Genomic DNA, 26,321 nt, shown 5'->3' on the forward strand with positions numbered 1-26,321 from the left:
CTGCTGCGAGGCAATCGTGCGTCGCTCGCGCGAGGCCTCATATTTCGCGCGGGAAATGACCACTTTCGCAGAGGATTTGCAACGATAATTGAGTATGCGGCTCTTCCTTATGAATTTCCCTTACGCGGCCCTGCGGACTGGTGGAGGGTGAGCGATGTTCGTGTGGCAAGCTCACAAAGGCTCCGTCCGGGCGGTCGCGTTCAGCCCGGATGGAACCCGGCTCGTCACCGCGACCGGAAGTTCCCGGTCGGTCTCGTTGTGGAACCCGATCACCGGCGAGTTGGCTCGCAAGCTCGACCTGGGAATCCGGGACAGCGTCGCGCAGTCGGTCGCGTTCGCGCCCGATGCCCCGTTGCTCGCGGTGGGCATGTCCGGTTCGGTCCGCGTGTGGGACACGGTGAACTGGAACGAGATCGCCATTCTCACCCCCCGGGAGAAAGGGGGGAGCGACGGGTTCTTTGAAGTGGCGTTCGGCCGCGGCTCGAATCCGCTACTCGCGGCCGGTGCCAAGAACCGCGTGTGCGTTTGGGACGACGCGGGGCGGGTGCAAGCGACAGGCACGCGGTACCCGGACACGGAATTCGCGATCGGCAACGTGCCCTGTTTGGATTTTTCCCCGGACAGTTCGCTCCTGGCGACGAACGGCCTCGCGAAAGCCAAGTTGTGGGAGTCGACAACGGGGAAGAAGGTCCGCGAGATCCCGCACACGCATTCCTCGCACCCCGGCCCGATCAAGTTCTCCCCGGACGGCACGCACCTCGTCGTCGGGTACCGGAAACTCGTTTCGATCTACCCGATTACGGAACCCGATGGGGAACCGGTTACTTGCACCGGGCACACACAACTGGTGTGGTCCGCGTGCTGGTCGGCTGATGGGCGTGCCCTTCTCACCGCGTCCAAGGACGGCACCGCACGGTTGTGGGAGCCATCTTCTGGCACGGAGCTGAAAACGTTCGAGTGGGGAATCGGCGAGATCCGCACGGCCGCGTTCAGCGCGGACGGGCTGTTGGGCGCGGCCGCGGGCAACGACGGGAAGGTCGTTGTCTGGGACGTGGACGCATAAAGCGCGAGAACCAGAGCCTTCCGCGACCGGCGCGGGTGTGGTTCAATGGCTGCTTGGTCCCGTTCGCCGTCGCGAGAGCGTTTCACATGCGCGCCAACCGACAGTTCCCCTTTGTGGCGCTAGTTTGCTTCACACTCGTCGGATGCGGCGCAAAAGAGAACCGTCCCTCCCCGCGGGACCGGCCCGAGATCGAACTGAAAAGTGATCCGCCGGTTGTCGTTGTTCCCAAAGATAAAACGCCCGTCACGCCAGCGGTTATCCCCCAACCCGAGCAAGTGCCCGTCACCGACGCAGACAAAGCCAAGCTGGAGGAACTCCAAAAGAAAGGCGCGAGCGTATTCGGCCCACAGGCGACCGGCGGGTACATCATCGGGATCGACCGGGACGCAAACGCCTCTGTGTTGCTGCCGCTACTGAAAGGGCTGAAGGGCGTCATCGAACTGAGCATCGAGAACGAGGCGCTGACCGATGAACACGTTCAGCACCTTGAGGGGCTCGAATACCTGGAGCGCCTGAGCCTGCTCCGGTGTTCCAAGGTGAGCGGGGTCAACTTCGGAGTGCTCGCAAAGCTCCCGCGCCTCAAAGTGCTCGCGTTCGTGGAGTGCCCGCTCACGGACGTGGCGTGCGAACCGATCGGCCTGTGCAAGAAGCTCGAAGAGGTCGCGTTCAACTCTTCGCGGATCACCGATGCCGGCTTGCACGAACTGAGCGGGCTACCGGCGCTGGTCGGCATCAGCCTGTACGCGACCCCGGTTACCGGCTCTGCGTTCGCAACTCCGGGGTGGGCGAAACTCAAGTTCATTGAAGCGCCGAACGGGCAATTCGACGACGCGGGCCTCGAAGCCGTGTCCGGGTTGCCCGCCCTGGAGAGTCTGGACATTCGCGCAACGAGGGTGACCGATGCCGGTGCAAAGTACCTCGAGCGCGCGAAGAAATTGACCGACCTGAACCTCAATAACACTGCCGTCGGCGACGCGGGATTGGGCGCCATCGGAAAGTTGCCCGCGCTCAAGAAACTGCACCTCGAAGAGACGAAGGTGACCGATACCGGCGTTGCTGCGCTCGGCGCAGTGAATACCCTTCGGGTGCTGAACCTGGAGAAGACTGCCGTTACTGGCGCCGCCTTCGCGAAGTTCGCACAACCATCGTCCCTGCGGAAGTTGAATCTCAACGACACCCAGTTCAGTGACGCGAACGGCCCGCACCTCGCACGGTTCACCGCGCTCACGAACTTATCTCTCACCACGTGTCCGGTGACGGATACCGGTCTGACCGCGCTCGGCACATTGAAGAAGCTCACTAACCTCAACCTCTCCAAGACGAGAGCCGGCGACGGCGCCGCGAAACTCGTGGGCACACTCCCAGAATTGGAGATCGCGTCCTTCGACGGAACGCTGCTCACCGACGCGGGATTGAAGGACGCGGCGCGTGGGGCCGCGCTGAAGTTCCTGTACGCGCGCGACACGAAGGTGACGAAGCGGGGCGCGATCGAGGCCAGTAAGTTCGCCCGGCCCGGCGTGAAGATTGATGCGGGGTGACGGAAACGCGACACGCCCGGCCATGAGCCGGGCGTGTCGTTAGGTCTTGCGGGGGTGCGGGCTCAGTTCTGGTTGAACTCGCCCTTGCGCTTCGCGAGGTGAGCTTGCAGCCGGGCGACGATGCTCGAGTGCATCTGGCTCACGCGCGACTCGCTCAGGTTGAGCGTCGCCCCGATCTCCTTCATCGTCATCTCCTCGTAGTAGTAGAGGATGACGATGAGGCGCTCGTTGCGGTTGAGGCCGCGGGTCACGAGCTTCATCAGGTCGCGGTTCTGAAGGCGCCCGGTCGGGTCCTCGGCCTTCTTGTCCTCAAGGATGTCGATTTCGCGCACGTCCTTGTAACTGTCCGTCTCGTACCACTTCTTGTTGAGGCTCACGAGGTTGACCGCGGTCGCTTCGCCCAGGTGCGAATCGAGCTGTTCGAGCGGGATGCCGAGCTTCTCGGAGAGCTCTTCCGGCTTGGGCGGGCGGCCCAGGGCGGCTTCGAGCTGCTTGCGGCACGCCTCCATCTTGCTCGCCTTGCTGCGGACCAAACGCGGCACCCAGTCCATCGTGCGCAGTTCGTCGAGCATGGCGCCGCGGATGCGGGGCACGCAGTACGTCTCGAACTTGACTCCGCGGGAGAGGTCGAACGCGTCGATCGCGTCCAACAACCCGAAAACGCCGGCGCTGATGAGGTCGTCGAGTTCGACGCCGTCCGGCAAACGGGACCAGATGCGCTCGGCGTTGTACTTGACGAGCGACAGGTACCGCTCGACGAGCCGGTTGCGCAGCTCGACGGTCGGGCGCTCGCGGTACTCCAGCCAAACGGTCTGGATGTCCGTCTCGGTTTGGGTCACGATCAATCCTCCCTGATGAACGGCAAGTCGTTGGTCGCGCGTCCCGCACACCGGCCCCACCGCCCGGTGAGGGGCGTGAAGTGGTCCCGGTGTCCCCCGCACGGGCTACGCGATCAGACGGCCGCGATCGGTCTTCCGGTTCGTTCGGTTCAGGTGCCCGGCGGCTTCCCCTGCGCGCCGGGTACCTGTTGTGCCGAAGATGTTCGGAACGCGGCCGTGAGATCGTCGCGATCGTCAACGGCTTGCCCATCCCCCGAAGCACCAGAGCGGGTACACTCCGGCGCTTAAATGCACTATCGGCCACGGTCCGGTCGGCGGTGTAACGAAACCGCAGAATCCCTTGACCGACCCGAACCCCGCGCTCCGCCCACCCGATGGAACCGCCGGCGCCGGAACGTCCGGAACGAGCCGGAGTACTGGCGCCTCGGGAACACAACTCGCAACCCGTTCCCCAACGGGCTAGCGGTCGCGGTGCTGGGCCGGGTTAAGCTGAAGGAACCTATGCCCGGTGAAGTGATCGATGTGAAGGGGAAGATTTACAATTCGCGGCACTCCTTACACACTGACTCGCGGCAAACGCCCGGTGTCGGTAAGATGTGCAAGACGGGTAGGGAGCCACCGGGCACCCGGGGTTTTACCCGGGTTGTTTTTGCGACCCCAGCGGGGCCGGGAATAGTCCGGGGTTTCAACCCCGGGCCGCGTTCCACACGGAGGACGTCATGAACCAGGTGTTCGGATGGGCGCTCGGGGCGACTCTGGTCGCGGTCGGCGTGGGCGGTCCACTCTGGTGGGTGACGCGCTCCAGTGCGCCCGAACCGGAGAAGGGACAACTCCCCACGATGGACGACGCCCCCGACCCCAACGACCCGCCGAAGAAGACCGAGTTCGGCACGGGCACCGACGATAAGGGCATCGAGGTCAAGTTCGATTCCGAACGGGCGCTCAAGTACCTCAAGCAGCTCTGCGACATCGGCCCCCGCATCAGCGACACCGAGGGCATGAAGAAACAGCAGGAGCTGATTGAGGCGCACTTCAAGAAGCTCGGGGCCACCGTCACGCGGCAGGAGTTCAAGGCGAAGCAGCAGAGCCAAAAGAACCAGAACGACTTCGTGAACCTCATCATCTCGTGGCACCCGGACAAGGCCAAGCGCGTGCTCCTCACCACGCACTACGACACCCGCCCGATCGCCGACCAGGAGGCCAACCCCAAGAACTGGACCAAGCCGTTCGCGAGCGCGAACGACGGCACCAGCGGCGTCGCGTTCCTGATGGAACTGGGGCACCACATGAAGGATCTGAAGAGCGAGTACGGGGTGGACTTCGTCCTCTTCGACGGCGAAGAGTTCGTGTTCGAGACGAACCGGTTCGGGGGCGGGGACCGCTACTTCATCGGGTCCGAGCACTTCGCCGACGAGTACCTGAAGGCGAAGGACAAGCGGAAGTACAAGTACGAGGCCGGGGTGCTGTTCGACCTGTTCGCCGGGAAGGACGCGGCCCTGAAGGTGGAACTGTACTCGTGGGACGCCGCGCGCCCGCTCGTGGACCAGATTTGGGGCGTGGCGAAGGCGGTCGGCGCGAAGTCGTTTAAGTACGAAAAGGGGTACGAGGTGCAGGACGACCACCTCGCCCTCAACCGCGTCGGCATCCCGACCGTAGACGTGATCGATTTCGATTACCCGCACTGGCACAAACTGACCGACACCGCCGACAAGGTCTCTGGTACCCAACTGGCCGAGGTGTCGAAGGTCATCACGACATGGCTCCAGAAGATCAAATGAGCGTTCCGTCGCCGGGCGCGCCGGGGGCCGAGCGGCTCGCGGCGCGCCGCGCCGATATCGAAGCGAAGCAGGACCTCGTCGCCGGCGTGCTCGCCGAGATGGAGTGCGAGGCGGTGATCCTGCTGATGCCGGCGCACGTCTCCTGGTTCACGGCGGGCCTGAGCGCGCGGGGCCTGATCGCGGACTCCGAGCGCCCCGGCATCTTCACCAACGGCCGGCAGCGGTGGCTGCTGTGCTCGAACGTGGACACGCAGCGCCTCTTCGACGAGGAGCTGGACCAACTCGGGTTCCAACTCAAGGAGTGGACCTGGTCCGGCGGGCGCTCCGAACTGCTTTACAACATCACGGTGGGTCACACGATCGCGGCGGACCGACCGTTCCCCAGCGTGCCGATGGCGAACGACCGGTTGCGCCCGCTGTTGCGCGTCCTCTCGGCCTACGAACAGGAGCAGTACCGCGAACTGGGGCACGCGGTCGCGCACGCGGTCGAAGCGACCGCGCGCACCGTCCAGCTCGGCGACACCGAGGAGGAGATCGCGGGCCAGCTCGGGCACCGGCTGCTCCACCGCGGGACCGAGCCGGCCGCGCTCAGCGTGATCGCTGACGCGCGCGGGGAGAAGTTCCGCCGGGCCGGGTTCACGTCCGCACCGGTGGCCCGCACCTGTACCATTCAGGCGACCGGCCAGCGCGACGGGCTGTTCGCCACCGCCGCGCGCACCGTGAGCTTCGGCCCCCCTCCAGACGAGTTCCGCTCCGCGTTCGGCCTCGCGGTGAAACTGGCCGCGGTCTACCGCTCCTACACGGCGCCCGGCGCCACGGTCGCGCCCGTGGCCGACGCGACCGGCATCGTCCTCGCGGACACGCCCTTCGAGTTCGACGTGCGGCTGAGCCAACCGGGGTACGGGGCGGGGCGGTTCGCGGCCGAGGAGCTGCGCCGCGCCGGGCACGACGAGCCGCTCTCGGCGGGGCAGGCGGTCGTGTGGCAGCCGCGCGTCGGGCCGGCCGCGAGCGTCGATACCGTTCTGGTCACCGCGACCGGTCACGAGCCGGTCACGCCCCCGACCGACTGGCCCTTCAAGCGCGTCACCGTGCGCGGCGCAGCGCACGACATCCCGGACATGCTCGTGCGCCCCACGAGCGGCGAGGCGTGAGCCCGCACCGGTACCCCTACCAACCGGCGCGTTCGTGCCCCTTCTTCTCGTATAACCACTCCAGCCGGCGCGCTTTCTGCCGGCGCGGATCTTCAAGGAGAAGCACATGTCTCGCATGATCGGAGCGGTGGTCGTCGGGCTGTTCGCGGTGGCGGGGGCGCACGCGCACTTTCCGTTCATCGTGCCGGACGCGAAGGGCGAAACGGCTAAGGTCGTATTCAGCGACAACCTGGAGCCGGACACGGCCGTGAACATCGAGAAGATCGCGGAAACCAAACTCACGCTGCGCGACGCGACCGGGAAGGACGCGCCTGTGGAGTGGAAGAAGGAGGACGGGTTTTACGCGGTGAACGTGCCCGGGAGCGGCGACCGCGTGCTGTTCGGCGTGACCGACTACGGCGTGCTCCAAAAGGGCGACGCGAAGCCGTTCAAGCTCGCGTACTACCCGAAGGCGGTCATCGGCACCGCGGTCACGAAACCGGTCGGGGACAAGGTCGCGCTGGAAGTGGTCGCCGACGGTAAGCCCGGCGCGCTGCGGTTCCAGGTGCTGGCCGCGGGCAAGCCGCTGGCGAACTCGGAAGTGACCGTGATGCTCCCGGCCGGCGGGAAGAAGGCCGTGACGACCGACAAGGACGGCTACACCCCGGTCTACGACGCGGCCGGGCGCTACGGCGTGTACGCGAAGCACGTCGAGGCGAAGGCGGGCGAGCACGCGGGCAAGAAGTACGACGAGATCCGCAGTTACGCGACGCTCGTGTGCGACGCGGCGAAGTAGCGAACGATACACGGCGGGCGTGAGATATCGACTCGCCGCACGGTAGTCAGAAAGAGGGGCCGCGAAAAGAATCGCGGCCCCATCGGACCCTTTCCAATCCGTTTCGCAGAAAACCACCAAAGTCCCTCGACCACTCGACGGCCCTTGCGCGGCTTCTGTGGTGCTCCACGGCCTGAAACTGCTTGTATTCTTCTGTTCAGTAGTGTGTAATTTGAGGTGTTGTGTCGGCTGGTGGAGCGGCGTCAGCCGAAGGCGGCGCGTCGAGGCGCAAATAGTTGTGGGCTAATTCACCCAATGTGCGTCCGAAATTGCCGTGGTGTCAACAATTGTTAGCGTTTCCCGCAAGGTGGCAAGGAAGTGTGCGGGATCAAAAGACTTGTAGCGTCAGGAGTTGGCGCGATACGAGCCTCTGCAAATGCCCTAGAGCCCAAAAATGTTAGCAATTGTTAGCGTGGGACACGTGGCGCGAGTCGCAACCCGTTATCTCAAAATGAGATCGCCAGAGTTGAGGTGCTTTTGTGCGTAGCTCGCTGTGTGACGTGCGTGAGATCACCGGCGCTCATTTTTTGAGCGCCGGTGGTTACAGACAATTTAGCGGACGTCGGCGAAGAACGAATCTTCGAGCTCGAAGTTTGGCCCGTCGAACACCTTGACCTGTGAGCGGCCCTGCGTTTCGCGGATCACCACCAGTTCGGCGCTCGGGTCGCCGGTGTAGCGGGCGGCTTGGACCGTCACGCGGTCCTTGGAAAGCGGGTCGAACGCCAGGAAGTCGGCCCGCACGGCCCTCGTCCGCGAGTCGATGACTCGCACCCGCGGTCCTTGCGAGACGAGCAGTTCCGCGACCCCGTCGAGGTCCAGGTCGGCGGCCGAGATGCTGAAATTGGACCAGGGGCCCGCGCCAGTGGCGAGGAACGAGTCGTGGAGACGCAGCGTACCCGCAGCGAACGCCTTGACGTGAACCCCGGCCCCGCCGTCGGCCGCGGTAACGAGGTCGTTGTTGCCGTCCCCGTCCGTGTCGGCCGCGGACACGGCGATCGCTCCGCGGTACCCCTGGTACACGAGCGAGCTGAACGTCAGATCCCCGGTGGCGCCGTCGAACACCTTGACGTGCCCGTTCAGGTTGGCCGCGACAATAATGTCGCCGATCCCGTCCCCGGTCAGGTCGCCAATGGCCAAGTTGATGGGGCCTTTGTACCCCTCGAACGCGAAGAAGCTCCGGATTTCTTGCCCGGTCGCACCGTCGAACACTTTGACGTGCCCACCGAGCGTTGCGGCAGTGACCACGTCGGCCACGCCGTCCCCGTTCAGATCGCCCGCAGCAGCCACGACACCGCCGAGGAACCCGCGGTACGGGTCCAGTGCGAGCTTCGTCTCTCCGCCCGTGCCGAGCACCCGGACGACCTCGGTTCCGGCCGGCGCGTCCACCACAATGGGAGGGATGTCGGTCAGGTTGAACATCTTCGCCACGTTCAATCGCCCGCCGGTGGACACTTTCCCGGCCAGCCCGCTGATCTTGTCTACTGAGGTCTTGAGCTTGTTGATGACCTGTGTGTAGCTGAGGGTCGGGTTCGCGCCCCAATACAGTGCGATGGCCCCGGCCACGTGCGGGGTCGCCATCGAGGTGCCGTCGAGGAGCCCGTATGAGTTGTTCGGGAAGGTGCTAAAGATGGCCACGCCCGGAGCGGCGATGGTGACCGTGCGGGCGCCGTACTGCGAGAAGTCGGCCAGCTTATCTTCGCTGTCGGTTGCGGCGACGGTGATGACGTTGTCGAACGACGTGGAGTAGTTGGCCGGTACCGCGGTCGTAACATCGTTGTCCACGCCGTCGTTGCCGGCGGCTACAACGAAGATCTGGCCGGCGCTCTGGGCGCGGCCGATCGTGCGGGCCAGGGCCTGGCTGTAGCCCCCGCCGCCCCAACTGTTGTTCGTGACCTTCACGCCCATCGCGACCGAGTAGTTGATCGCGCCGATCGCGCCGCTCGTGGACCCGCCGCCGGGCCCGAGGAACCGGAGGGCCATGATCTTGACGTTCCAGTTGATGCCCGCGACCCCGATGTCGTTGTTGCCCACCGCGCCGATGGTGCCGGACACGTGCGTGCCGTGCTCTTCTTCGTCCATCGGGTCGTTGTCGTTGTCGTAGAAGTCCCACCCGTAAACGTCATCGACGTACCCGTTGCCGTCGTCGTCGGTGTTGTTGCCCGGGATCTCCCCGGGGTTCCTCCACATGTTGGCGGCGAGGTCCGGGTGCGTGTAGTCCACTCCCGTGTCGATCACCCCGACCACGAAATTGGGGTTGCCGGTGGTTATGTTCCACGCGGCTTCGGCGCCGATCTTGGCCGGTCCGTAGAGCGACCCATAGGACGAGTCGTTGGGGACCACCGCGGCGTGGAGGATCTGGTCCGGCTCGGCCCACGCGACCCCGGGCACGGTCCCGTAGTATGCGAGCGCCCCGCCCACGTCTGTGCCGGCGGTCAGCCGCACACTGTACATGTTGTTCCCCAGCGCCACAACGTTGCTGACGAACGGTGCGGCCGAAAGCGTTGCGGCGCTCGTGCCCGCGTTCGCGACGACGATGATGCGGTCGCTCGCGACATCGCCGGCAGCGATATGCTGGGACAATGAGAGCGTGGGGTCGTAAGAGGGAGTGGTCCGATCCTCGAGGTGCTCCACCTGGAGGAACGGGCGACTGGAGCGCGGGCCACGCGAAGCACCCATGCTAAACCTTTGTCGAAACGACGGTGTTGTGTTAAGCAGATTAGTTTGGGTAGATAATACCCAAATCGAACAGAAGTGTACAGTCGCTCAAGAGCGAGTACCAGAGCGCTTCGCGAAAAACAGATAACAATCGTGTGCTGCAATGGGTGCGTTCGGAAGAACCGCTCGGGGCGTCAGGTGGCTGCGATTCTTCATAACGGGCCGCAATTGGGCGCCCGTCTAAGTGCCCGCGTGAATGCGCCTCGAGTTGTGACGCATGCGCCGTATAGTGGGTCGCGGTCGCCTATCGGAAGTGGTCCGGGGGATTCGGTCCTATTCGTTTGCGCGATTGTGCTCGCAAATGTGTGCGGCACCGGCGCTGCTGTTTGGGCGGGCGCGGGGTCGGCCCGTGCCCCCAATTGTCACTATTTCTCCATTAACATCTCGGGAATAGTGGATATCCTGACTTTGAATCTTGTTGCGATCGGCACCCAAGCTCGCTCCGCCGCTATATTTTGGAGGGATGTATGTTGAACTCGCCCACTCCAACTCGGGGGCGTCCAGCGCGGCTCGCGGTGGAATGCTTGGAAGACCGCACCACGCCAACGTTTCTCGCTCCCGCTGCCAGTGCCATCAACGTTAATAACACGAACAGGGCGACCGGCGGGTTGAGCCTCGCGGTCGGTGACCTGCTCCCGGACCCAGAAAACATTGTCGGTCTCGTGCGGAACGAGTACGTCACCGGAACCGGTCCCGGTACGGAATCGCTCGTTCGTGTTTGGTCCGATACTGGTGTCTTGCGAGAGAGTTTCAACCCGTTCCCCGGGTTCAAGGGCGGAATCAACGTCGCGGTCGGCGACGTGACCGGGGACGGCGCCAACGAGATCATCGTCGCGGTGGCGGCCAATGGCCCGCCCCAAGTAAAAGTGTTCAACGCCAGCGGCCAGTTGCTCAGCACGTTCTTCGCGTTCGACACGGGCTTCCTCGGTGGGCTCAACATCGCGGTCGGCAACGTGCTCGGTGGGATCGGGGGCGGCGGGTTCAGCGGCGGCACGACCAGCGGTAATTTCAAGCAAGAGATCATCATCGGCGCCGCGGCGGGCGGCTCCCCGCACGTGCTCGCGACCGACGGCTCCGGTACCGTGTTGCGCAGCTTCCTCGCGTTCGATCTGGGGTACCGGGGTGGGGTGACCGTGGCCGCCGGCAGCGTCGACACGCAGCGGTCCAACGCTTACGCCGGCACGGGGGTCGATACGAACGCCTACGACGAGATCATCGTCGGGGCCGCGACGAACGTCCCGCACGTGAAAGTGTTCAGCGTGTGGCAGGGCGGGCAGACCGAGCTCCAGTCGTTCTTCGCGTTCGATCCTTCGATCCCGGCCAACCGGGTCGGGGTCACCGTTGCGGCCGGCTCCACGGATAATAACCGCGGGGCGGAAGTCTATGTCTCGCTGAACAATGGCTCCCAGGTTCGCGTGTTCAACGGAGAAACGGGTTCGGCACTGGGTGAATTTTTAGCCTTCCCGACGGGCTACACACGAGTCGTGAATATGACGGTCGGGCGGTTAAGCGGCGCCTATAATCCGTCAGACGACGATACATTTATCAATGGCAATCCCTTCTTCCAGTTACAAGATCTCGTAGCTGTAACCGGGGACGGCGCGTTCAATCAGCAACCCCGCCTCTTCTTCGCCGGCGTGAACTCCGCTGCCGGCTTCAACGGGCCTTGATTGTGGTTCCCGGATTGGTTTCAAGAACACCATCGGCCGCCAAAAATTGGCGGCCGATGGTGTTTATTTGTTGCGTCCGATTCGACTGTCAGAAGTTCGCTAGGCTTTTGTTCGGCCCAACGGTGACCGAGCGGTTCCGGTAGCACGCGCCAATGCGAAAGGGCATTCGCAAGAAACAGTGACCCCGGAGAGAATCGAACCCCCATTTCCTGGTTGTGACCCAGGTGCCGTGAGCCGTTGGACCACGGGGTCGCGAGCGGAAGGAGGGGGAGTTGAACCCCCAAGGCTCATCGCTCGCCCGTTTTCGAGACGGGTGCCGTCGCCAATCGGCTGGTCCCTCCGCTTGAAGGGACAGCACCATTGACAAGAGGTTCACGCGGGTATCGTGGAACACGATGGCGAGGCATCTGCCTCGCCGCTCACGTTTCTATTTTGAAGTGTCAATCGTCTTTTGCGTCGGGAATTGGTTCGGTGGCTTTCGCGGGCGAAGTCGCCAGCGGCGCAGCACCTGTGTTGCCTTCACCTTTCGGCGCCTCGAACGGCTTCAGGTACTTCGACAGACCTTCGTAACTGTCGAGTAAGTAGTCGGATTGTTTCCCTTCCGGGCTGTGGCACGTCACGCACCGGGCGTCGATGAGAGCTTTGATTCGCACCTTTTTGTCTTTCAGCAGTTCCGGCGAGATGAGCCTGTCGCTCAAACCGGGGAACTCGAACTTGTCGGCTTCGTAGGTGGCCTTGCGAATGTTCTCGGGCGAGCGCACCCACGCGAGCAGCGCGTCGAGATCGCCCTGGCGCTGTGCCCGGAGCTTGTCCTTTTCGATTTGTGGCGCCGAGCCGTCTATGACTTTCTTGAACGCCTTATCCTTCTCAAAGAAGGCGTGGGCCATCGTGCCCTCGCCGTTAAACGGAAACTGTTTCGGGTCGGCGGGCAGGGGAAGCGCGCTCCCGTCGAGATCGATCGGCGGCCAGATGAGCAATTTGTCCAGCGCGTGAATCGGCTTGCGAGGCCCAGTCGCCTGCATCTTCGACATCGCTTCCGTGATTGCGCCGCCCGCCGCCGCGACGCCGTCACTCACGCTCTTGGTACCGCCGTTCACCGGTGGGATCTTGTCTTCTGGTTTCTTATCTTCCGGCTTCTTCTCTTCGACCTTTGGCTTCGGCAGTACGGGTACGAGCAACTTCATGACGAATCCACCCCCGGCGAGCGCGCCGAGCACAAACATGAGCGCGATCACCGCCTTGCCCTTCCACCCGTACATGTTGAACAGACTCAGACTGATTTGCGCGCACAGGCCGCACCCGGCGATGAACCCGGTGCCGATGACACCCATCGCGAAATACGGTCCCCACTCGTCGCACAGGCGCGCGAGCCACCACAGCGACACGTCCGCGAACACCGCGATGACCACCGACGGGCCGATGATCACGCGCATCCACGCGGGCCAGCTACTGAAGGCGAAGATGACTCCCGTCAGCGAGAACAACATTGCGAAGCTGAGTAGGTGAGCGTGCGTCGATTGCGTGAGTTTGCTGATGCTGATCGGCTCTTCGACCTTGATCCACCCGTTGATCGCGGGCGCGGCCTCTGCGACCGTCATGAACGGCTTCAGGCACTCGTAGGTGTCGAGCCGGACGTCTTCTTTCTCGCCGCCCTTCGAGTGACACGTCACGCAGCGTGCGTCGATGAGCGTCTTGATTTTGATCGCGTCGCCGTCTTTGAGCCCGGGCGTGAACGCGGCCGGCGCCTTGCCCGCAGGGGGCACGAACTTGTCTGCTGCGTAAGCCGCCTTGCGCTGTTCGTCCGGGGTATTGATCCACAGAGCGAAAACGGCTTGCTCGCCCTTCCGCTGCGCTTTGATGGCCTCGACGACGTCCGGTGCCTTTCCCTTGATCGCGTTGTTGTACTTCAGGTCACCCTTTGCGCGGTCTTCGGTGGTGAACGCGGCCGTCATGGACGCGCCTGTAATCGCAACTGTTTCCGCGGTGACGAGCGCCTCCAGGCGCGACACCGGGCGCGGCGCCGGGGCGTTCGGATCGACCCGCTTCTTCCCTGTAAACTTCAGCACCACGTCCTCGAACGTGGGCATCGGCTTACCGGACTTCGAGTCCTGAATGTGAAGCTGCAGCATCGCCGAGGTGTACCCGGCGCCGACCGCCATCAGGAACACGGACGCCACCACTTTTACCGGTAGTGGCAAATCGCGAAGGGTATACTGCATGGGAACTCCTCAGCGGAGTGAAGTTCAAATGGCAACGAGCAAACCCCAACAGAGCCACCCCGCTTCGCGGCAGCAATTGCCGGTCACTTCGTCGGGATGGTGCGTCTCCGTTCGGGTTCGTGTTTTGGGTGGGTCGAAGTCTACTGTTCCAACAGGGCTATTGCTGCGGCCAGTACGGTTTCGCGGGCTTCCGCCAGCGGCCGATTCACGCGGGCGCCGCTCGCGAGTTTGTGGCCCCCGCCGCCGAACTGCTCGGCCAGCTTCGACACGTCTGCGGCGCGCGACCGGAAACTCACCTTCGTTCCGCCGCCCGGCTGCTCGATGAACACGAGGGCGAGGTCCACGCCCTCCACGCCGCGCGGGTAGTTAATCAGGTCTTCGGTATCGCCCGGTACGGCCCCGGTCTTTTCGTAGTCGCCCAACGCGATCTCGGTGAAGGCGATCTTACCGTTCGCGCGCACCGCGAGTCGCTCCAGTGCGACCGCCGTGAGCTTGAACCGGGCGAGCGTCGCGGCCTCGTACAACTGCTCGTACAGAACCGTCGGGTTCGCCCCAGCCGCGACCAACTCGCCACAAAGGGTGAAAGTCGCCGGGGTCGCGTTCGGGTGCCGGAACCACCCCGTGTCCGTCGCGATCGCCATGAACAAGTGGTGTGCGGCCTGTGGCGAGATCGGCGCGCCCAGCGCCCGAATGATCTCGTAGGCCAGTCGGCCGGTCGCCTCGGCGGTGATGTCCACCAGTTGTAAACCGCCCAGATCGTCCTGCGTTCGGTGGTGATCCACCACGGCACGCGGGAGCGGAGATTTCTTCAGCCAGTCGCCGAAGTCGCCCAGTTGGTTCCACGTCCCCGTGTCGAGCACCACCACGCAATCGCGGTCCGTGAACGTGGCGGGTTTGAAGTCTTCGATCACGCGCCGCTGCGGGTCGAGAAACTCGTAGCGTGGGAGCAGCTTGCTCGCGATCGCCACGCGCGGCTTACGCCCGAGCGCCACCAGCGCGTCGTACAGGGCGAGCTGTGCCCCCATCCCGTCCGCGTCGGGGCGAATGTGGGTCATCAACAGCGGGCGTTCGTGACGGCGGAGGAGGTCTACCAGCGGGGACCAATCAAGCGGCATGAGATCAGGTTCCAATCGGCGGGGTAGGGAATTGTAACCCGATCGTTCATCAAGGAAACGGAAATTCGCGGATTGCGCGCCCCAAAAGATCAGCGAGAACACGGGACTGAACCCGCCAAAAATGTCAGCGTATGGGTGCGGGGCAGTCGTTTGGGGCATCAGAAACACCGCTTTGGGGCACCAAAGGCGCTGCGACAGGGTGTAACTCTCATCACTTCAACGGGACGCGACGAAGCGGCTTAATTCCGAGGAGATTGGGATTGTCGCCTTTGTCACAAAGGTTATACTTTTTTACGGACGGACCAGTCCGTTAACTATTCCCATCAACCCACGGGGCACAAATGAGTGCCACCGAGAACCGTAAACCGGGGCGCCCAAAAGACCCCGATCTCGAGACGCGCCGAAAAGCGCAAATCCTCGATACGGCCGCGCGCGTGTTCGCAACCTACGGGTTCGCGAACACGCAGGTGCAGACTATCGCGAACCACGTCGGTGTCGGCAACGGCACCGTCTATCGCTACTTCCCGACGAAGGAGCAACTGTTCCTGAGTGCCGTGGAGCGCGGGCTGAAGGAACTCGAAGCGGAAATGGACGCGACGATGGCTCAGCCGCACACTGGTGCGGACCTGATTCGCGCTGCGGTTCGGACGTACTTGGGGTTCTTCCATCGCAGGCCGGAGATGGTGGAGCTCTTTATCCAAGAGCGGGCCGCGTTCCCGCACCACCACCGTCCGCTCTACTTCGTCACCAAGGACGATGAAATCGAGTGCAAGCACGAGCTGTTCTTCAATCGCTTGGTTGATTCCGGCGTGATCCGCCCCGTACCGCGCGAGCGGTTCTTCGCGGTGATTGGCGACTTGCTCTACGGCACCATCCTCACGAACCTGTTGACCAGTCGACCCAACGACCCGGACGCGCAGGCCGAGGACGTGCTCGATGTGGTGCTGAACGGTCTGCTTGTGGCGGAGAAGACTACGAAAGAGGAGAAACGATGAGGCGCCCAGAAGAACCTACCCCGTCCCCCCTCCCTAAAGGGAAGGGGGAGAATGGGGCGTGGCGCGAACTGATAGCTCGTGGAAGTCAACGACCGTGGTTCTCTCACCCCCTTCCCTTTAGGGAGGGGGGACGGGGTAGGTTCTTGCCCCTTCTCTTACTCTTCGCCCTCCCCGCTTGCGCACCTAAGCCCGGCGCGTCCGCGGCCGACGCGGAGGCGAAGCCGGTGCCCGTTACGGTGGCCGATGCGAAGCCGATGGCGCTGCGCCGAACGGTGCCGGTTGTCGGCACGCTGTACCCCTACGAAGACGTGACGCTTTCGCCGAAGGTGGGCGGGCGCGTGCTCCGCGCGTTCAAGGACGTGGGCGATCGCGTGGCACCGGGCGAACCGTTGCTCGAACTCGACGCCACCGAGTACCGGCTCGCGGTCGATCAGGCCCGGCCCGCGTTCGAGGCCGAACTCCGCAAGCTGAAACTCATTACGCTCCCCGCGACCGATGCCGCGTTCGAGCAGTGGATCCCGCGCGTGGACGCGGTGGCCGAAGCGAAGGCCAACGCGGAACTCGCCGATTCCGAACTGAAGCGCGCCGAGCGGGAGATGGCGAGCGGTGTTGGATCGAGGCAGATCCTCGACTCGGCCACCAATCGGCTCACGGTCGCGAAGACCCGCGTTCAAGTCGCCGAGACGGATGCGCGAGTCACGCTCGCAAACGCCCGGCGCCTCAAGGCCGCACTCGACGACGCGGAGCGCAAACTCGGCGACACGAAACTGAACGCCCCGAACCCGGCTGAGTGGAGCGAGTGGCTGAAGGAACTCGGCCCGACCACCACGCCGCTCAAGTACGCGGTCGCACAAAAGATGGTGTCGATTGGCTCGCCGGTCGAATCGACGCCCGCAACGAGTTGCTACCGGCTCGTGATCGACCATGCGCTGAAGTTCGGCGCTACCATCCCCGAAAAGCACGCGCCCGAAGTGGCTCTCGGGCAATCCGTGGAACTGCGGGTCGAAGCGTACCCGAACCAGCTCTTTACCGGCGGCGTTGCGCGGATCAGCCCGACGACGGACACGGACAATCGCACGTTCGCCGTGGTGATCGGCGTGCGCAACGGCGACGGTCGGTTGAAGGCCGGCGGGTTTGCGACGGCCGAAATCGTGGTCCGGTCCGACACTGTTGTGACCGTTCCGCCGGAAGCGCTCGTGCAGTTCGCCGGGGTGAACAAGGTCTTCGTCGCGGACGGCAATAAGGCGAAGGTCGTCGAGGTCGGGATCGGTGCGCGCGACAAGGAGTGGCTCGAAGTGACCGGCCTGCCGGTTGGGGCGAAGGTCATCACGAGCGGACAATCGCAGTTGGTGGACGGGGCGCTCATTCGGATCCGCTGAGTCGCAGGTCGAACGTCGAGAGTGGAACCACCCGATCCTGTTCGGATTCACCGACATCGCGACGCGACCGTGACCTTCGGCACCTAACAATCACCGTGTCCCTCCGGGACGTTACGACTTTCGACCTTACGACTTCACGACGTGCCGTATGGCCATCTGGGATATCTGCATCCGTCGGCCGGTGTTCACCACCATGCTCGTTTTGGGGCCGGTGGTGCTCGGTCTGGCGTCGTACACTCGGCTCGGTGTCGAGCTGTTCCCGAACGTGGACGTGCCTGTGGTCGTGGTGACGACCACACTTCGGGGCGCGGGCGTTGAGGAAATGGAATCGAGCGTCACGCGCCCGGTCGAAGAAGCGGTGAACACCGTTTCCGGTATCGACGAGCTGCGCAGCACCACGCGCGAGGGCGTTTCCAGTGTCGTGATCGGGTTCAAGCTGGAGCGGAACGGCGACATCGCGGCGCAGGACGTGCGCGACCGCGTCTCGACGCTTCTGCCCAGACTCCCATTCGGTACCGATCCGCCCGTGGTCGAGAAGTTCAACCTCGACGCCGCTCCCGTGGTCACGGTGGTCGTGTCCGGCGGGTCCGGGCGCAAGTTGCGCGAAGTCACGGAGATCGCGAAGAAGCAGATCAAAGAAGACCTGGAAGCGGTGACTGGGGTCGGGGCGGTAGTGCTCGTCGGCGGCGAGCAGCGCGCGGTGAACGTCGTACTCAAACCGGACCGGCTCCGGGCGTACCGGCTCTCGGCAGAGGACGTGCGGAAAGCGCTCGCGGCCCAGAACCTCGAACTGCCCGGCGGTAAGGTCGATAGCGGTTCGACCGAGTTTGGGCTGCGCACCGTGGGGCGCATCCAGAAGCCGTCCGATTTCGAGGACGTCATCGTCGATACGCGCACCGTCATCGCCGGGCTCAAGTATTCGGTTCGGGTGAAGGACGTGGCGACCGTTACTGACAGCGTGGAAGAACCGCGGGGCAAGTCGCGGTTGGACGGCAACGTGGCGGTCAGCCTCATCATTCAGAAGCAGTCGGGCGGGAACACGGTGGCCGTGGCCGAAGCGGTGAAGGCTCGGCTCGCGAAGATCCAGCCGACGCTCCCGGCCGACATCAAGACCGAGATCATCCGCGACCAGTCGAAGTTCATCAAGGGGTCGATCGACGAGGTGAAGTTCCACCTCGTGCTCGCGGCGTTCCTCGTCGTCGGCACCATTTTTATCTTCCTGCGCGACTGGCGCGCGACGCTCATCGCCGCGACCGCGGTACCGACCAGCATCGTCGGCACGTTTGCGTTCATGGACGTGATGGGGTTCAGCCTCAACAACATGACCCTCCTGGGCCTCATCCTCGCGGTCGGCGTGGTGATCGACGACGCGGTGGTAGTTCTGGAGAACGTGTTCCGGCACATGGAGGAAGAGGGCTCGAGCGGTTGGGATGCCGCGAGCCTGGCGACAAAAGAGATCTCGCTCGCGGTGGTCGCGACGACGCTCTCGCTGGTGGTGATCTTCGCGCCGATCGCGTTCATGTCCGGGCAGGTCGGGCGGTTCTTCAACAGCTTCGGGTTCGTGGTCGCGTTCGCGATCCTGATGAGCATGGCCGTCAGTTTCACCCTCACGCCGATGCTCTGTGCGTGGGTGCTGAAGCCACTGCACCCCAGTAAGAGCGCCCACGACACGCAGCGCGGCGGGGGGCAGTCCCACAACTCGTCCGGGTGGCTCACGCGGGCCTATGTCGGCATCCTCGCGTGGTCGCTGCGGCACCGCTGGGTTGTCGTACTCGCCACGATTGTTACGTTCCTCAGCACGCCGGTGCTGTTCATGATCGTCGGTACCGACTTCGTTCCGAAGGACGACCAGAGCGAGTTCGAGGTCTCCATCATCCTAAAGGAAGGAACGACCCTCAAATCGGCCGAATCGCAGGTGGCCGAGATCGAGTCCCGGCTGAAAACCGTGCGCGGCGTGACAAACGTGTTCACCGTGATCGGCCCGACCGATGGTCGCGCGCCGAAGGGACAGGGCGACGTGACCCAGGTGAACATCTATTGTCGAATGACCGATCTGACCGAGCGCGAGTTCGGTCAGCGCGACGCAATGGCCGACGCCCGCGTGCTGATGATCGACTACCCGGACCTGCGGACCTCGGTGCAGGACGTGAAGCTCATCAGTTCCAGCGCGTTCAAGAACGCCCAACTCGACTTGAGCATCCGCGGGCCGGACGGCGCGAAGCTCGACGAGTACGCGGCCCAGATCATGAAGAAGATGAAGACGAACCCGAAGTTCACGGACGTGGACACGAACGCCGCGGGCCGCAACCCGGAACTCCAGGTGCGGATCGACCGCCAACGCGCGGCCGACCAGCGCGTGAACGTGCAGGGCGTCGCGACCGCGTTGGGGTTGTTGGTCGGTGGCGAGCCGGTGACGAAGTACAAGGAGGGCGCGGACCAGTACGACGTGTGGCTCCGCGCCGCGCTGCCGAGCCGCGACCGGTCCTCGGCGATTGACGCCCTCATGGTGCCCGATGTGAAGGGCCAGTTGATCGAGCTGCGCACGTTCGCGAAACTGACGGATGAAAAAGGCCCGGCGACCATCGAGCGCTACAACCGGCAGCGGCAGATCGGGGTCCAGTGCAACTTTGCGCCGGGCGTGGCGCTCGGTGACGCGCTCCCGGAAGTGCAGGCTTACGTGAAGGAACTCGATTTGCCGCCGGAGTACCGGTACGAGTTCCTCGGCGAAGCCAAACTCATGGCCGACTCGAACTCGAACTTCCTGCTCGCGTTCGTGCTGGCCTTCATCTTCATGTACATGATTCTCGCGGCGCAGTTCGAGAGCATCATTCACCCCATCACGATCCTCATGGCGGTGCCGCTCACGCTGCCCTTCGCACTGATCTCGCTCATGCTCTTGCGCACCCCGCTCGACGTGTACGCGATGATCGGGCTGTTCATGCTGTTCGGCATCGTGAAGAAGAACGGCATCTTGCAGGTGGACTACACCAACGTGCTGATCGCGAAGGGTTTGCCGCGCAACGAGGCCATTCTCAAGGCGAACGAGGCGCGGTTCCGGCCGATCCTGATGACGACAGTGATGCTCGTGGCCGCGATGATCCCGATCGCGACCGGGCGCGGCCCCGGTGCGGGCGCGCGAGCGAGCATGGCGAAGGTCATTTTGGGCGGTCAATTGCTCTCCCTGTTGCTCTCGCTCCTGGTCACACCGGTCGCGTACTCGATCTGGGACGACATGCTCGTCCGCGGAAAGCGAATCGTGGCATGGGCCCAGAGGCGCCGGGCCGTTCCCGCGCTCCCACTCGAACCGGAACCCGAATCCGACGAGGCGCGGGAAACGGTACACGAGCTGCCGGTCCTCCGGGACAAGGAACCCGATGCGACCCCGACCGGCTCGTAACCGCTGTTGATGCCCGGAACTGCTCGGTGATACACTCATCGAGTGTGTTGCACCGGGAGGCGCCATGCCGCTGCACGACTGGACCCGCGTCGGAGCTTACGTCTACCACGATTTCCATACCGGGTTGTTGGTCGCGATTCGCCGTGTCTTGAACGACGGGGTGCTTCCTCCCGGCTACTACGCACGCGCGGAACAGACGATGCGAACGATGGGGCCGGACGTACTCACACTCCAGACGCGGAACCCGCCCTCCGAGAGCCCGCCCGACGTACCCGGGGCCACGCGGCTGATGGTCCCGTCCGCGCCCCCGCGCGTAGCGATCGCCGCGTCGTCGGCACCGCGCGTGCCCGGATTCAAACAGAAGCGGCTCGCGATTCGGCATTCCAGTAACGATCGACTCATTGCGATTGTCGAGCTGGTGTCGCCCGGGAACAAATCTTCGGCCCACCCGCTGCGCACGTTCGTCAAGAAAGCGGTACAAGCAGTCGAGGCCGGGATTCACGCGCTAATAATCGACCCGTTCCCGCCGAGTAAACGCGACCCGAACGGGATTCATGGTGTAATTTGGCCGCGACTTGGTGGCGACGATTACACGCAACCCGCAGACAAGCCGCTCACGGTTGTCGCTTACGAGGCCGGTGACGCAGCGGGTAGCCCGCATCGGTGTTACGTTCAACCGCTGGCGGTTGGCGATGCGTTGCCGGACATGCCACTGTTCCTCGAACCGGAAGAGTATGTAAACGTGCCCCTCGAACGGGCGTATCAGATAGCGTTCGCGGACGTTCTCCCTCAAGACCGCGCGCTGCTCGATCCGGCGCCCGTTTGATGGCAAGATCGCGTCGGCGGCGTTTAACGAAACAGCGGTCCGGTGTACCGAATATGTCCCTCTCTTTGTCGCGCGAACCAGCCGCCCGGATTTGGCGCCGATCGCCCGATGTTCTTGCCGCCCCGAACCGGCCCCGTGCCCGCGCTCTGTCCCGGCACGCAGTGACATTATTTCCTGCAGCGTTCGTGATGGTGTTCCTGGGAATCTGGGCGATTGCCGAAACCGTCGTTCCTGAAATTACGGACACCGATTACCACGCGCGCCTGCGCTTCATCCGTAGTGCGGCGGCCGAATACCCGGAGCGCCCACTTGGAGTGCTCCTTGGGAGTTCGCGCACAGTGTGGGCGTTCCGCCCGGAACAGTTGCCGGAAACGACTGGTACCTACTGGGTGAACGGCTCACACGTCGGTGCGGGGCCGACGCTGAATCGCGTGATCGTACACCGGCTTCTGCGCGACGGGGTGAGGCCCTCGGTGGTCGCACTCGAGATCACACCGCCGTACTTCGTCAAAGAGAACAGCCGGTTCGTGTCCGGCCACTTCGCGGTAACGGACATGCCGCTGGTGCGCCGGTACGCGGACAGGCCGTTCGACTACGACTACTACTTCCTGCGCCACCGACTCACCCGCGCGCCCGACCTCGCGCGGGTCGCCGACCCGTTCGCGGGGTACGAGATCCACAACCCGCGCGGCGGGCACCAGATCATCGAAACGGACGTCAGCCCGGCCGAACGCGCGAAGCGCACCGCACTCGCACTGGAGCGGAACGGCCCTCTTACGCAGAGCATGGTCGTGCGCCCGGGGGCGGATCTGGCGTTCCGGGACACGCTGCGCGAAATCACCGATCACGGAATCCGCGTGGTCCTGTTGCGCTCGCCCGAGGGACCGACGTTCCGAAGTTGGTACAACCCCGACGGCCTGGCGCGGTTCGACGAGTACATCACTCGCGTTGCGCGTGAGTACGGCGCATCAATCATTGACGCCCGGTTGTGGCTCGACGAAGACGACTTCTACGATTCGCACCACGTCCTGAAACGCGGCGCGGACAAATTCACCACTCGGTTCGCACGCGAAGTCGCCAACATCTCTGATCACTGACGCATTCGCCTCGGGATCCTGGCATCGGCTAACATTTGCTAACATTTTTGGGGGCCTCGAATTGTTAGCGAATTGCCGCAACTGAATGAGTAGCAGTCTGTTACAGAACACTCGATTGTTACCCAATCGAAACGCCCCCAAGCACTTTAACTGCTGCGCCCGGACGGGTTGCACGAGGCTTCGTAACCCGTCCGGCTACGCACAGCCATTTTACCCCAACTAAGTGTACAGAAGTAAATATTCGGTCCGTTGCGCCTCGACTCCCGGATAGATAAGCCTCACTCACATCCCCTCTGATTTTGTGCAAATTCGCTTCCGTCCGCATTTCGCACTTCAGTCCATTGACAGCTACCTTGCATGAGAGTATAGTGTGATACATGAGTGCCGATTTTCTCGCAAATTGGACCACGCAGATGCGGAAGGGGCTGCTGGAGCTGTGTGTCTTGGCTTCGTTGAAGGGCAAGGATCGGCGAATGTACGGCTACGACATCGTGAAGCGGCTCTCGGCCATTGACGGGCTCGTGATGGGCGAAGGAACGATCTACCCGATTCTGAGCCGGTTCAAGAAGGAAGGGCTCGTGGAGACGACACTGGCCGAGTCGCCCGAGGGACCGGCGCGCAAGTATTACCAGCTCACGGACCGGGGCCGGCAACTGCTGGGGCAGATGCTGACCGCGTGGGCGGAAGTGCGGGACGGCATCGAGGCAGTCACTGTCGCGGAGTCACTTTCATGACGTACACACCTGCGGATTTGGGCCTGTCACCGGAAGCCGCGGCGCGGTTCGACGGCTACCTGAGCCACGTGCGCGCGGCCCTGGCCGGTACGGGCGACGTGAGCCCGGACGAGATCGAGGCGGACATCCGCGAGCACGTCGAGAACGAACTGCACGCGGCCCCGCGCCCGGTATCGCTCCCGGCCCTGGACGCCGTGCTGACGAAGCTCGGCCCGCCGTCGCAGTGGGGCACGACAAACGACCCCACCCTGTTCAATCGCGCCCGGCACTTACTCCGGGAGCGCCTGCGCGACGCCCGGGCCGGCGCGATGGAGCGCGCGAAGCGGGTCCGGTTCACCCTTTGGAACGGGCCGGAAGACTGGCGCCTGCCGTACCTGTCGTTCGGGGTGTTCGCGCTCGGCGCCCTCACGATGATCGTGTTCCCGATCGCGCTCGTGGTGAGTTACATCCTGGCGCGGGCGGGGCTGGCGGTGGCGCAAGAGAAGGGTATCGTGCTGGGCGCGGGGCGGAAGTGGCTGCTCTACCCGCCGGTGGTGCTCGTGAGTCTCGTGCTCCTGATCGCGCTCGTTGTGTGGCCCGTTGTCGTGGGCGGGATTACGGGGAGCGAGGTTGCCGCAAGTGCCCAGCGCGTCGAGCACTTCGACCGACCGGACCCGGTTCCGCGCAGCGCCGGCGAGATCCGGGACGCCCAAATGCGTCAAGAATGGAAGGAGCGAATCGCGTTGCAAGAGGAACGGGACGCCCGGGCACGCCGGGAATGGAAGGAGCGAATCGCGTCGCAAGTGGAGGAGGACCGGAAGCTACTCGCGACGATTCCCGTCAGCCCGCGTTGGGCGCCACTCGCGGCCGCGCTGTTCGTTGGGTTCGGTGCGGTGGCCCTGTGGTGGGGCATTCTGGGCGCCGTGACTGCGAAATTCCCACAAGCGACCCGTGCCGCGTTCTGCCCGCTGTGTAACAGTTTCGAGTCCCGGCACGGGATGTGGGTTGCGGTCGTGTGCTTCGTGGTGCTAATTCCGTGGGGTGCGGCGGTTTACGACGTTGTCACAGCGTCGATGTGACTGCCCCGAGGTGGGCGGCGTGCGGAGCGCTTCGCTCATACAACTGCGTTTTAACTGCCTTCTGTAGCCGACCTCTGCGAGGCCGGGCAGCCACGATCACAGGATGCCCGGCCTCACAGAGGCCGGCTACAGAAGATTGCCAATCAGCACGATTCGATCTCACTTCTTGGGGGCGCGTTCAAAGACGATGAACACGACCCCGTCGCCCGCCTTTAGCTCCGTCGGGCGGACCGGATCTTTGCCCATATTCTGCGGGGGTGGGAGCGCCTGGTGGGCGTAGCAGACCGTGAGCCTGTCGCCTTGTCGGAAGTAAATGCCGGGAAGCTTGCTCTCCGTCCCCTTATCGTCCTTGCCGCTCAGGTCGATCGTTGCCGGCGCGGCGGACGGGTCGAGCTTGATCGTGGCCTTATCGCCTTTCTCGCCTTCGCCGGTCATTAACATTTCCGCTCCGTCGAAGAACCACATCATCTTCCTCTTCGCCAGTTCGTCGGCCCCTACCTCCTGGCCCAAGGCGATCACTTTCACTGCCCTCCACTCGCCCGCGAGCGCTTTCAGTTCTTCCTTCTCGTCCTTCACCCGTTCGAGTACGGTGAGAACCAATCCCTCGCCCGACTTGAACGCGGTCGGCCGGTTCGCGTCGTCGGCCGCGAAGTGGCGCACGCACAGTGTGAGAGTGTCGCCTTTTAATTCGTAAATGCCGCGCGCGACCTTGCCCGCATCCCGTTCCCCCTTCTCCGGGTTCTCGATCGTCAGATCGACGTGCCGTGGCGATTCGGTCGGGACGAGTCCTACCGTGAAATTCTCGTTTTCATCTTCGTTAGCCGAACGGATCGCGAGGTGGTTGTCGGTGAACGCGAATCGCAGTCCGGCCAACTCGCGCTCATTTTTTCGGTCCGTTTCCAACTTCACCACCCGCCATTCACCTTTGAGTGCCTTCAGTTCCCTGGCTTCCAATTCCTTCGCAGTCGGTTTGTCCTTTGGCACCGGTGCCGCGCTCCGCGCGGCGAGCGGTGCGGAACCACCCATTGCCGGCTCGGTTGTGTTACGAGAGACCGCGGCGAGTGTGACCGATAGCCCGAGGGCGACGAAGACAAGTGCGGCGGTTGCCTTGAGTTGCGTAAATCGCATGGCGGAGAGCACTCCGTGTGTGAGGGAAAGAACGGCCGGTGAAATCTGGTTCGCCGGACCGGTGGCAATCGCGAGTGTCGAACGAACGAGGGGTGAAGCTGGCGCCGAGGTGGAAGCGAAGACCGCGGTCAGTCCCGCGGCGGGAAGCGCGACCCCGCGGCGCGTGAGCCGGTCGCGGAGCACGTCCTTCGCACGCGCGAGCCGGCTCGCGACCGTACCGATCGGCCACCCGAGCCGGTTCGCGGCTTCCGCGTGCGTGTGCCCCTCGAAGAAGCACAGCACGATTGGGTCACGGAGGGTCGCTCCGAGCCGGTCCACTTCTTCCGCGACGACCGGCGCGACTTCTTGCCGTGCGGCTTCCTCTTCAACGGGCGCGCCCGTACACGCAAGTGCGTCGGGAAGCGCGCTGACTCTGCGTCGGGTCGCCCGCGTGCGGGCACGAACGGCCGCGTTCCGGGCGACGCGGAACAGCCACCCGGCGGCCGAACCGTCGCGGATCGAATCAGCTCTCCGCGCGAGGGCGAGGAACGTCGCCTGGAACGCATCTTCCGCGGTGTGCGTGTCACCGGGCAGCACGGCCCGGCACACGCCCCACACCAGATCGGCGTGCCGACGCACGACCAGCTCAAAGGCCGTCTGGTCGCCGACCTCTGCGAAACGCTGGAGCAGCTCCCCGTCCGGGGCGGTATCGGTCAACCCGAGAGTGGTGGAAAGCGTGTGAAGGAGCGGTTTTTGCGACATTAGAGACCCCGCGATTGCCACGGCCACAAGTTAAAGAGGCGCGGGGTCGCGGTTCACATCTGCG

General features: G+C 63.9%; 18 protein-coding genes and 2 tRNA genes. 13 read left to right on the forward strand and 7 right to left on the reverse strand.

All coding sequences use genetic code 11. The features are described from left to right. Nucleotides 1–154 precede the first annotated feature (154 nt). Together J8F10_RS26980 and J8F10_RS26985 are read left to right on the forward strand one after the other, a co-directional pair. Complete coding sequence (locus tag J8F10_RS26980) at nt 155–1,063, forward strand: WD40 repeat domain-containing protein (protein WP_210659309.1); 909 nt, start codon at nt 155–157, stop codon at nt 1,061–1,063. An 86-nt stretch (nt 1,064–1,149) separates the two neighbouring features. Further along, nucleotides 1,150–2,601, forward strand: coding sequence for a hypothetical protein (locus tag J8F10_RS26985; RefSeq protein ID WP_210659311.1), 1,452 nt, complete (start codon nt 1,150–1,152; stop codon nt 2,599–2,601). A 62-nt stretch (nt 2,602–2,663) separates the two neighbouring features. On the opposite strand, the gene J8F10_RS26990 is transcribed toward J8F10_RS26985, so the two are convergent. Beyond that, on the reverse strand, nt 2,664–3,446 hold the full coding sequence (locus J8F10_RS26990) for a FliA/WhiG family RNA polymerase sigma factor (RefSeq protein WP_210659313.1): 783 nt from the start codon (nt 3,444–3,446) through the stop codon (nt 2,664–2,666). A 713-nt stretch (nt 3,447–4,159) separates the two neighbouring features. On the opposite strand from J8F10_RS26990, the gene J8F10_RS26995 reads away from it, so the two are divergent. The 3 genes from J8F10_RS26995 (at nt 4,160) to J8F10_RS27005 (ending at nt 7,144) form a co-directional block, all read left to right on the forward strand. Beyond that, nucleotides 4,160–5,218 (forward strand): M28 family peptidase, encoded by a 1,059-nt coding sequence (locus J8F10_RS26995; RefSeq protein WP_210659314.1) that lies wholly within the window; start codon nt 4,160–4,162, stop codon nt 5,216–5,218. Next, nucleotides 5,215–6,369 (forward strand): M24 family metallopeptidase, encoded by a 1,155-nt coding sequence (locus J8F10_RS27000; RefSeq protein WP_210659316.1) that lies wholly within the window; start codon nt 5,215–5,217, stop codon nt 6,367–6,369. Before J8F10_RS26995 ends, J8F10_RS27000 begins: the two co-directional genes overlap by 4 nt. A gap of 106 nt (nt 6,370–6,475) precedes the next feature. Further along, entirely contained in the window at nt 6,476–7,144 is a 669-nt protein-coding gene (locus tag J8F10_RS27005) for a DUF4198 domain-containing protein (RefSeq protein WP_210659318.1), read from the forward strand. 591 nt (nt 7,145–7,735) lie between these two features. Here J8F10_RS27005 and J8F10_RS27010 read toward each other — a convergent pair. Continuing rightward, nucleotides 7,736–9,859 carry a S8 family serine peptidase gene (locus tag J8F10_RS27010; protein ID WP_210659320.1) on the reverse strand — a complete coding sequence of 708 codons (2,124 nt, stop codon included), beginning with the start codon at nt 9,857–9,859 and terminating at the stop codon, nt 7,736–7,738. A 563-nt stretch (nt 9,860–10,422) separates the two neighbouring features. Here J8F10_RS27010 and J8F10_RS27015 point away from each other — a divergent pair. After that, a complete protein-coding gene (locus tag J8F10_RS27015) occupies nt 10,423–11,568 on the forward strand; it encodes a hypothetical protein (RefSeq protein WP_210659322.1) in 1,146 nt (381 codons plus the stop codon). A gap of 179 nt (nt 11,569–11,747) precedes the next feature. Here the strand turns inward: J8F10_RS27015 and J8F10_RS27020 are convergent. From J8F10_RS27020 to J8F10_RS27035, 4 genes are all read right to left on the reverse strand, one after another. Beyond that, nucleotides 11,748–11,820: transfer RNA gene (locus J8F10_RS27020), tRNA-Val, on the reverse strand. Nucleotides 11,821–11,825: 5 nt separating this feature from the next. Beyond that, nucleotides 11,826–11,909: transfer RNA gene (locus J8F10_RS27025), tRNA-Ser, on the reverse strand. A gap of 99 nt (nt 11,910–12,008) precedes the next feature. Beyond that, a complete protein-coding gene (locus J8F10_RS27030; protein WP_210659324.1) occupies nt 12,009–13,787 on the reverse strand; it encodes a hypothetical protein in 1,779 nt (592 codons plus the stop codon). A gap of 140 nt (nt 13,788–13,927) precedes the next feature. Next, nucleotides 13,928–14,902, reverse strand: coding sequence for a DHH family phosphoesterase (locus J8F10_RS27035; protein WP_210659326.1), 975 nt, complete (start codon nt 14,900–14,902; stop codon nt 13,928–13,930). Between the two features lie 341 nt (nt 14,903–15,243). Between J8F10_RS27035 and J8F10_RS27040 the strand changes: the two genes are divergently transcribed. The 7 genes from J8F10_RS27040 to J8F10_RS27070 all read left to right on the forward strand — a co-directional run bounded on the left by J8F10_RS27040 (nt 15,244) and on the right by J8F10_RS27070 (nt 24,388). Then, entirely contained in the window at nt 15,244–15,897 is a 654-nt protein-coding gene (locus J8F10_RS27040; RefSeq protein WP_210659328.1) for a TetR/AcrR family transcriptional regulator, read from the forward strand. A gap of 143 nt (nt 15,898–16,040) precedes the next feature. After that, on the forward strand, nt 16,041–17,276 hold the full coding sequence (locus tag J8F10_RS27045) for an efflux RND transporter periplasmic adaptor subunit (protein ID WP_210659330.1): 1,236 nt from the start codon (nt 16,041–16,043) through the stop codon (nt 17,274–17,276). Between the two features lie 148 nt (nt 17,277–17,424). Next, on the forward strand, nt 17,425–20,673 hold the full coding sequence (locus tag J8F10_RS27050; RefSeq protein ID WP_210659332.1) for an efflux RND transporter permease subunit: 3,249 nt from the start codon (nt 17,425–17,427) through the stop codon (nt 20,671–20,673). A 64-nt stretch (nt 20,674–20,737) separates the two neighbouring features. Continuing rightward, complete coding sequence (locus J8F10_RS27055) at nt 20,738–21,499, forward strand: DUF4058 family protein (protein WP_210659334.1); 762 nt, start codon at nt 20,738–20,740, stop codon at nt 21,497–21,499. A gap of 161 nt (nt 21,500–21,660) precedes the next feature. Next, entirely contained in the window at nt 21,661–22,596 is a 936-nt protein-coding gene (locus J8F10_RS27060) for a hypothetical protein (protein ID WP_210659336.1), read from the forward strand. 377 nt (nt 22,597–22,973) lie between these two features. Further along, nucleotides 22,974–23,330: a PadR family transcriptional regulator gene (locus tag J8F10_RS27065; RefSeq protein ID WP_210659338.1), complete on the forward strand. Its 357-nt coding sequence runs from the start codon at nt 22,974–22,976 to the stop codon at nt 23,328–23,330. Beyond that, a complete protein-coding gene (locus J8F10_RS27070) occupies nt 23,327–24,388 on the forward strand; it encodes a hypothetical protein (protein WP_210659340.1) in 1,062 nt (353 codons plus the stop codon). The genes J8F10_RS27065 and J8F10_RS27070 overlap by 4 nt, the downstream gene beginning before the upstream one ends. Before the next feature lie 159 nt (nt 24,389–24,547). On the opposite strand, the gene J8F10_RS27075 is transcribed toward J8F10_RS27070, so the two are convergent. Then, nucleotides 24,548–26,257 carry a sigma-70 family RNA polymerase sigma factor gene (locus J8F10_RS27075; RefSeq protein WP_210659341.1) on the reverse strand — a complete coding sequence of 570 codons (1,710 nt, stop codon included), beginning with the start codon at nt 26,255–26,257 and terminating at the stop codon, nt 24,548–24,550. Nucleotides 26,258–26,321 lie beyond the last annotated feature (64 nt).

Origin of the sequence: Gemmata palustris (assembly GCF_017939745.1) — a bacterium.
Taxonomy (GTDB): domain Bacteria; phylum Planctomycetota; class Planctomycetia; order Gemmatales; family Gemmataceae; genus Gemmata; species Gemmata palustris.

Bases quoted from the DNA above. Each gene is read 5' to 3' on its own strand.
- J8F10_RS26980 (WP_210659309.1), top strand. From the start codon at position 155: ATGTTCGTGTGGCAAGCTCACAAAGGCTCCGTCCGGGCGGTCGCGTTC.
- J8F10_RS26985 (WP_210659311.1), top strand. From the start codon at position 1,150: ATGCGCGCCAACCGACAGTTCCCCTTTGTGGCGCTAGTTTGCTTCACA.
- J8F10_RS26995 (WP_210659314.1), top strand. From the start codon at position 4,160: ATGAACCAGGTGTTCGGATGGGCGCTCGGGGCGACTCTGGTCGCGGTC.
- J8F10_RS27000 (WP_210659316.1), top strand. From the start codon at position 5,215: ATGAGCGTTCCGTCGCCGGGCGCGCCGGGGGCCGAGCGGCTCGCGGCG.
- J8F10_RS27005 (WP_210659318.1), top strand. From the start codon at position 6,476: ATGTCTCGCATGATCGGAGCGGTGGTCGTCGGGCTGTTCGCGGTGGCG.
- J8F10_RS27010 (WP_210659320.1), bottom strand. From the start codon at position 9,859: ATGGGTGCTTCGCGTGGCCCGCGCTCCAGTCGCCCGTTCCTCCAGGTG.
- J8F10_RS27030 (WP_210659324.1), bottom strand. From the start codon at position 13,787: ATGCAGTATACCCTTCGCGATTTGCCACTACCGGTAAAAGTGGTGGCG.
- J8F10_RS27035 (WP_210659326.1), bottom strand. From the start codon at position 14,902: ATGCCGCTTGATTGGTCCCCGCTGGTAGACCTCCTCCGCCGTCACGAA.
- J8F10_RS27040 (WP_210659328.1), top strand. From the start codon at position 15,244: ATGAGTGCCACCGAGAACCGTAAACCGGGGCGCCCAAAAGACCCCGAT.
- J8F10_RS27050 (WP_210659332.1), top strand. From the start codon at position 17,425: ATGGCCATCTGGGATATCTGCATCCGTCGGCCGGTGTTCACCACCATG.
- J8F10_RS27055 (WP_210659334.1), top strand. From the start codon at position 20,738: ATGCCGCTGCACGACTGGACCCGCGTCGGAGCTTACGTCTACCACGAT.
- J8F10_RS27065 (WP_210659338.1), top strand. From the start codon at position 22,974: ATGAGTGCCGATTTTCTCGCAAATTGGACCACGCAGATGCGGAAGGGG.
- J8F10_RS27070 (WP_210659340.1), top strand. From the start codon at position 23,327: ATGACGTACACACCTGCGGATTTGGGCCTGTCACCGGAAGCCGCGGCG.
- J8F10_RS27075 (WP_210659341.1), bottom strand. From the start codon at position 26,257: ATGTCGCAAAAACCGCTCCTTCACACGCTTTCCACCACTCTCGGGTTG.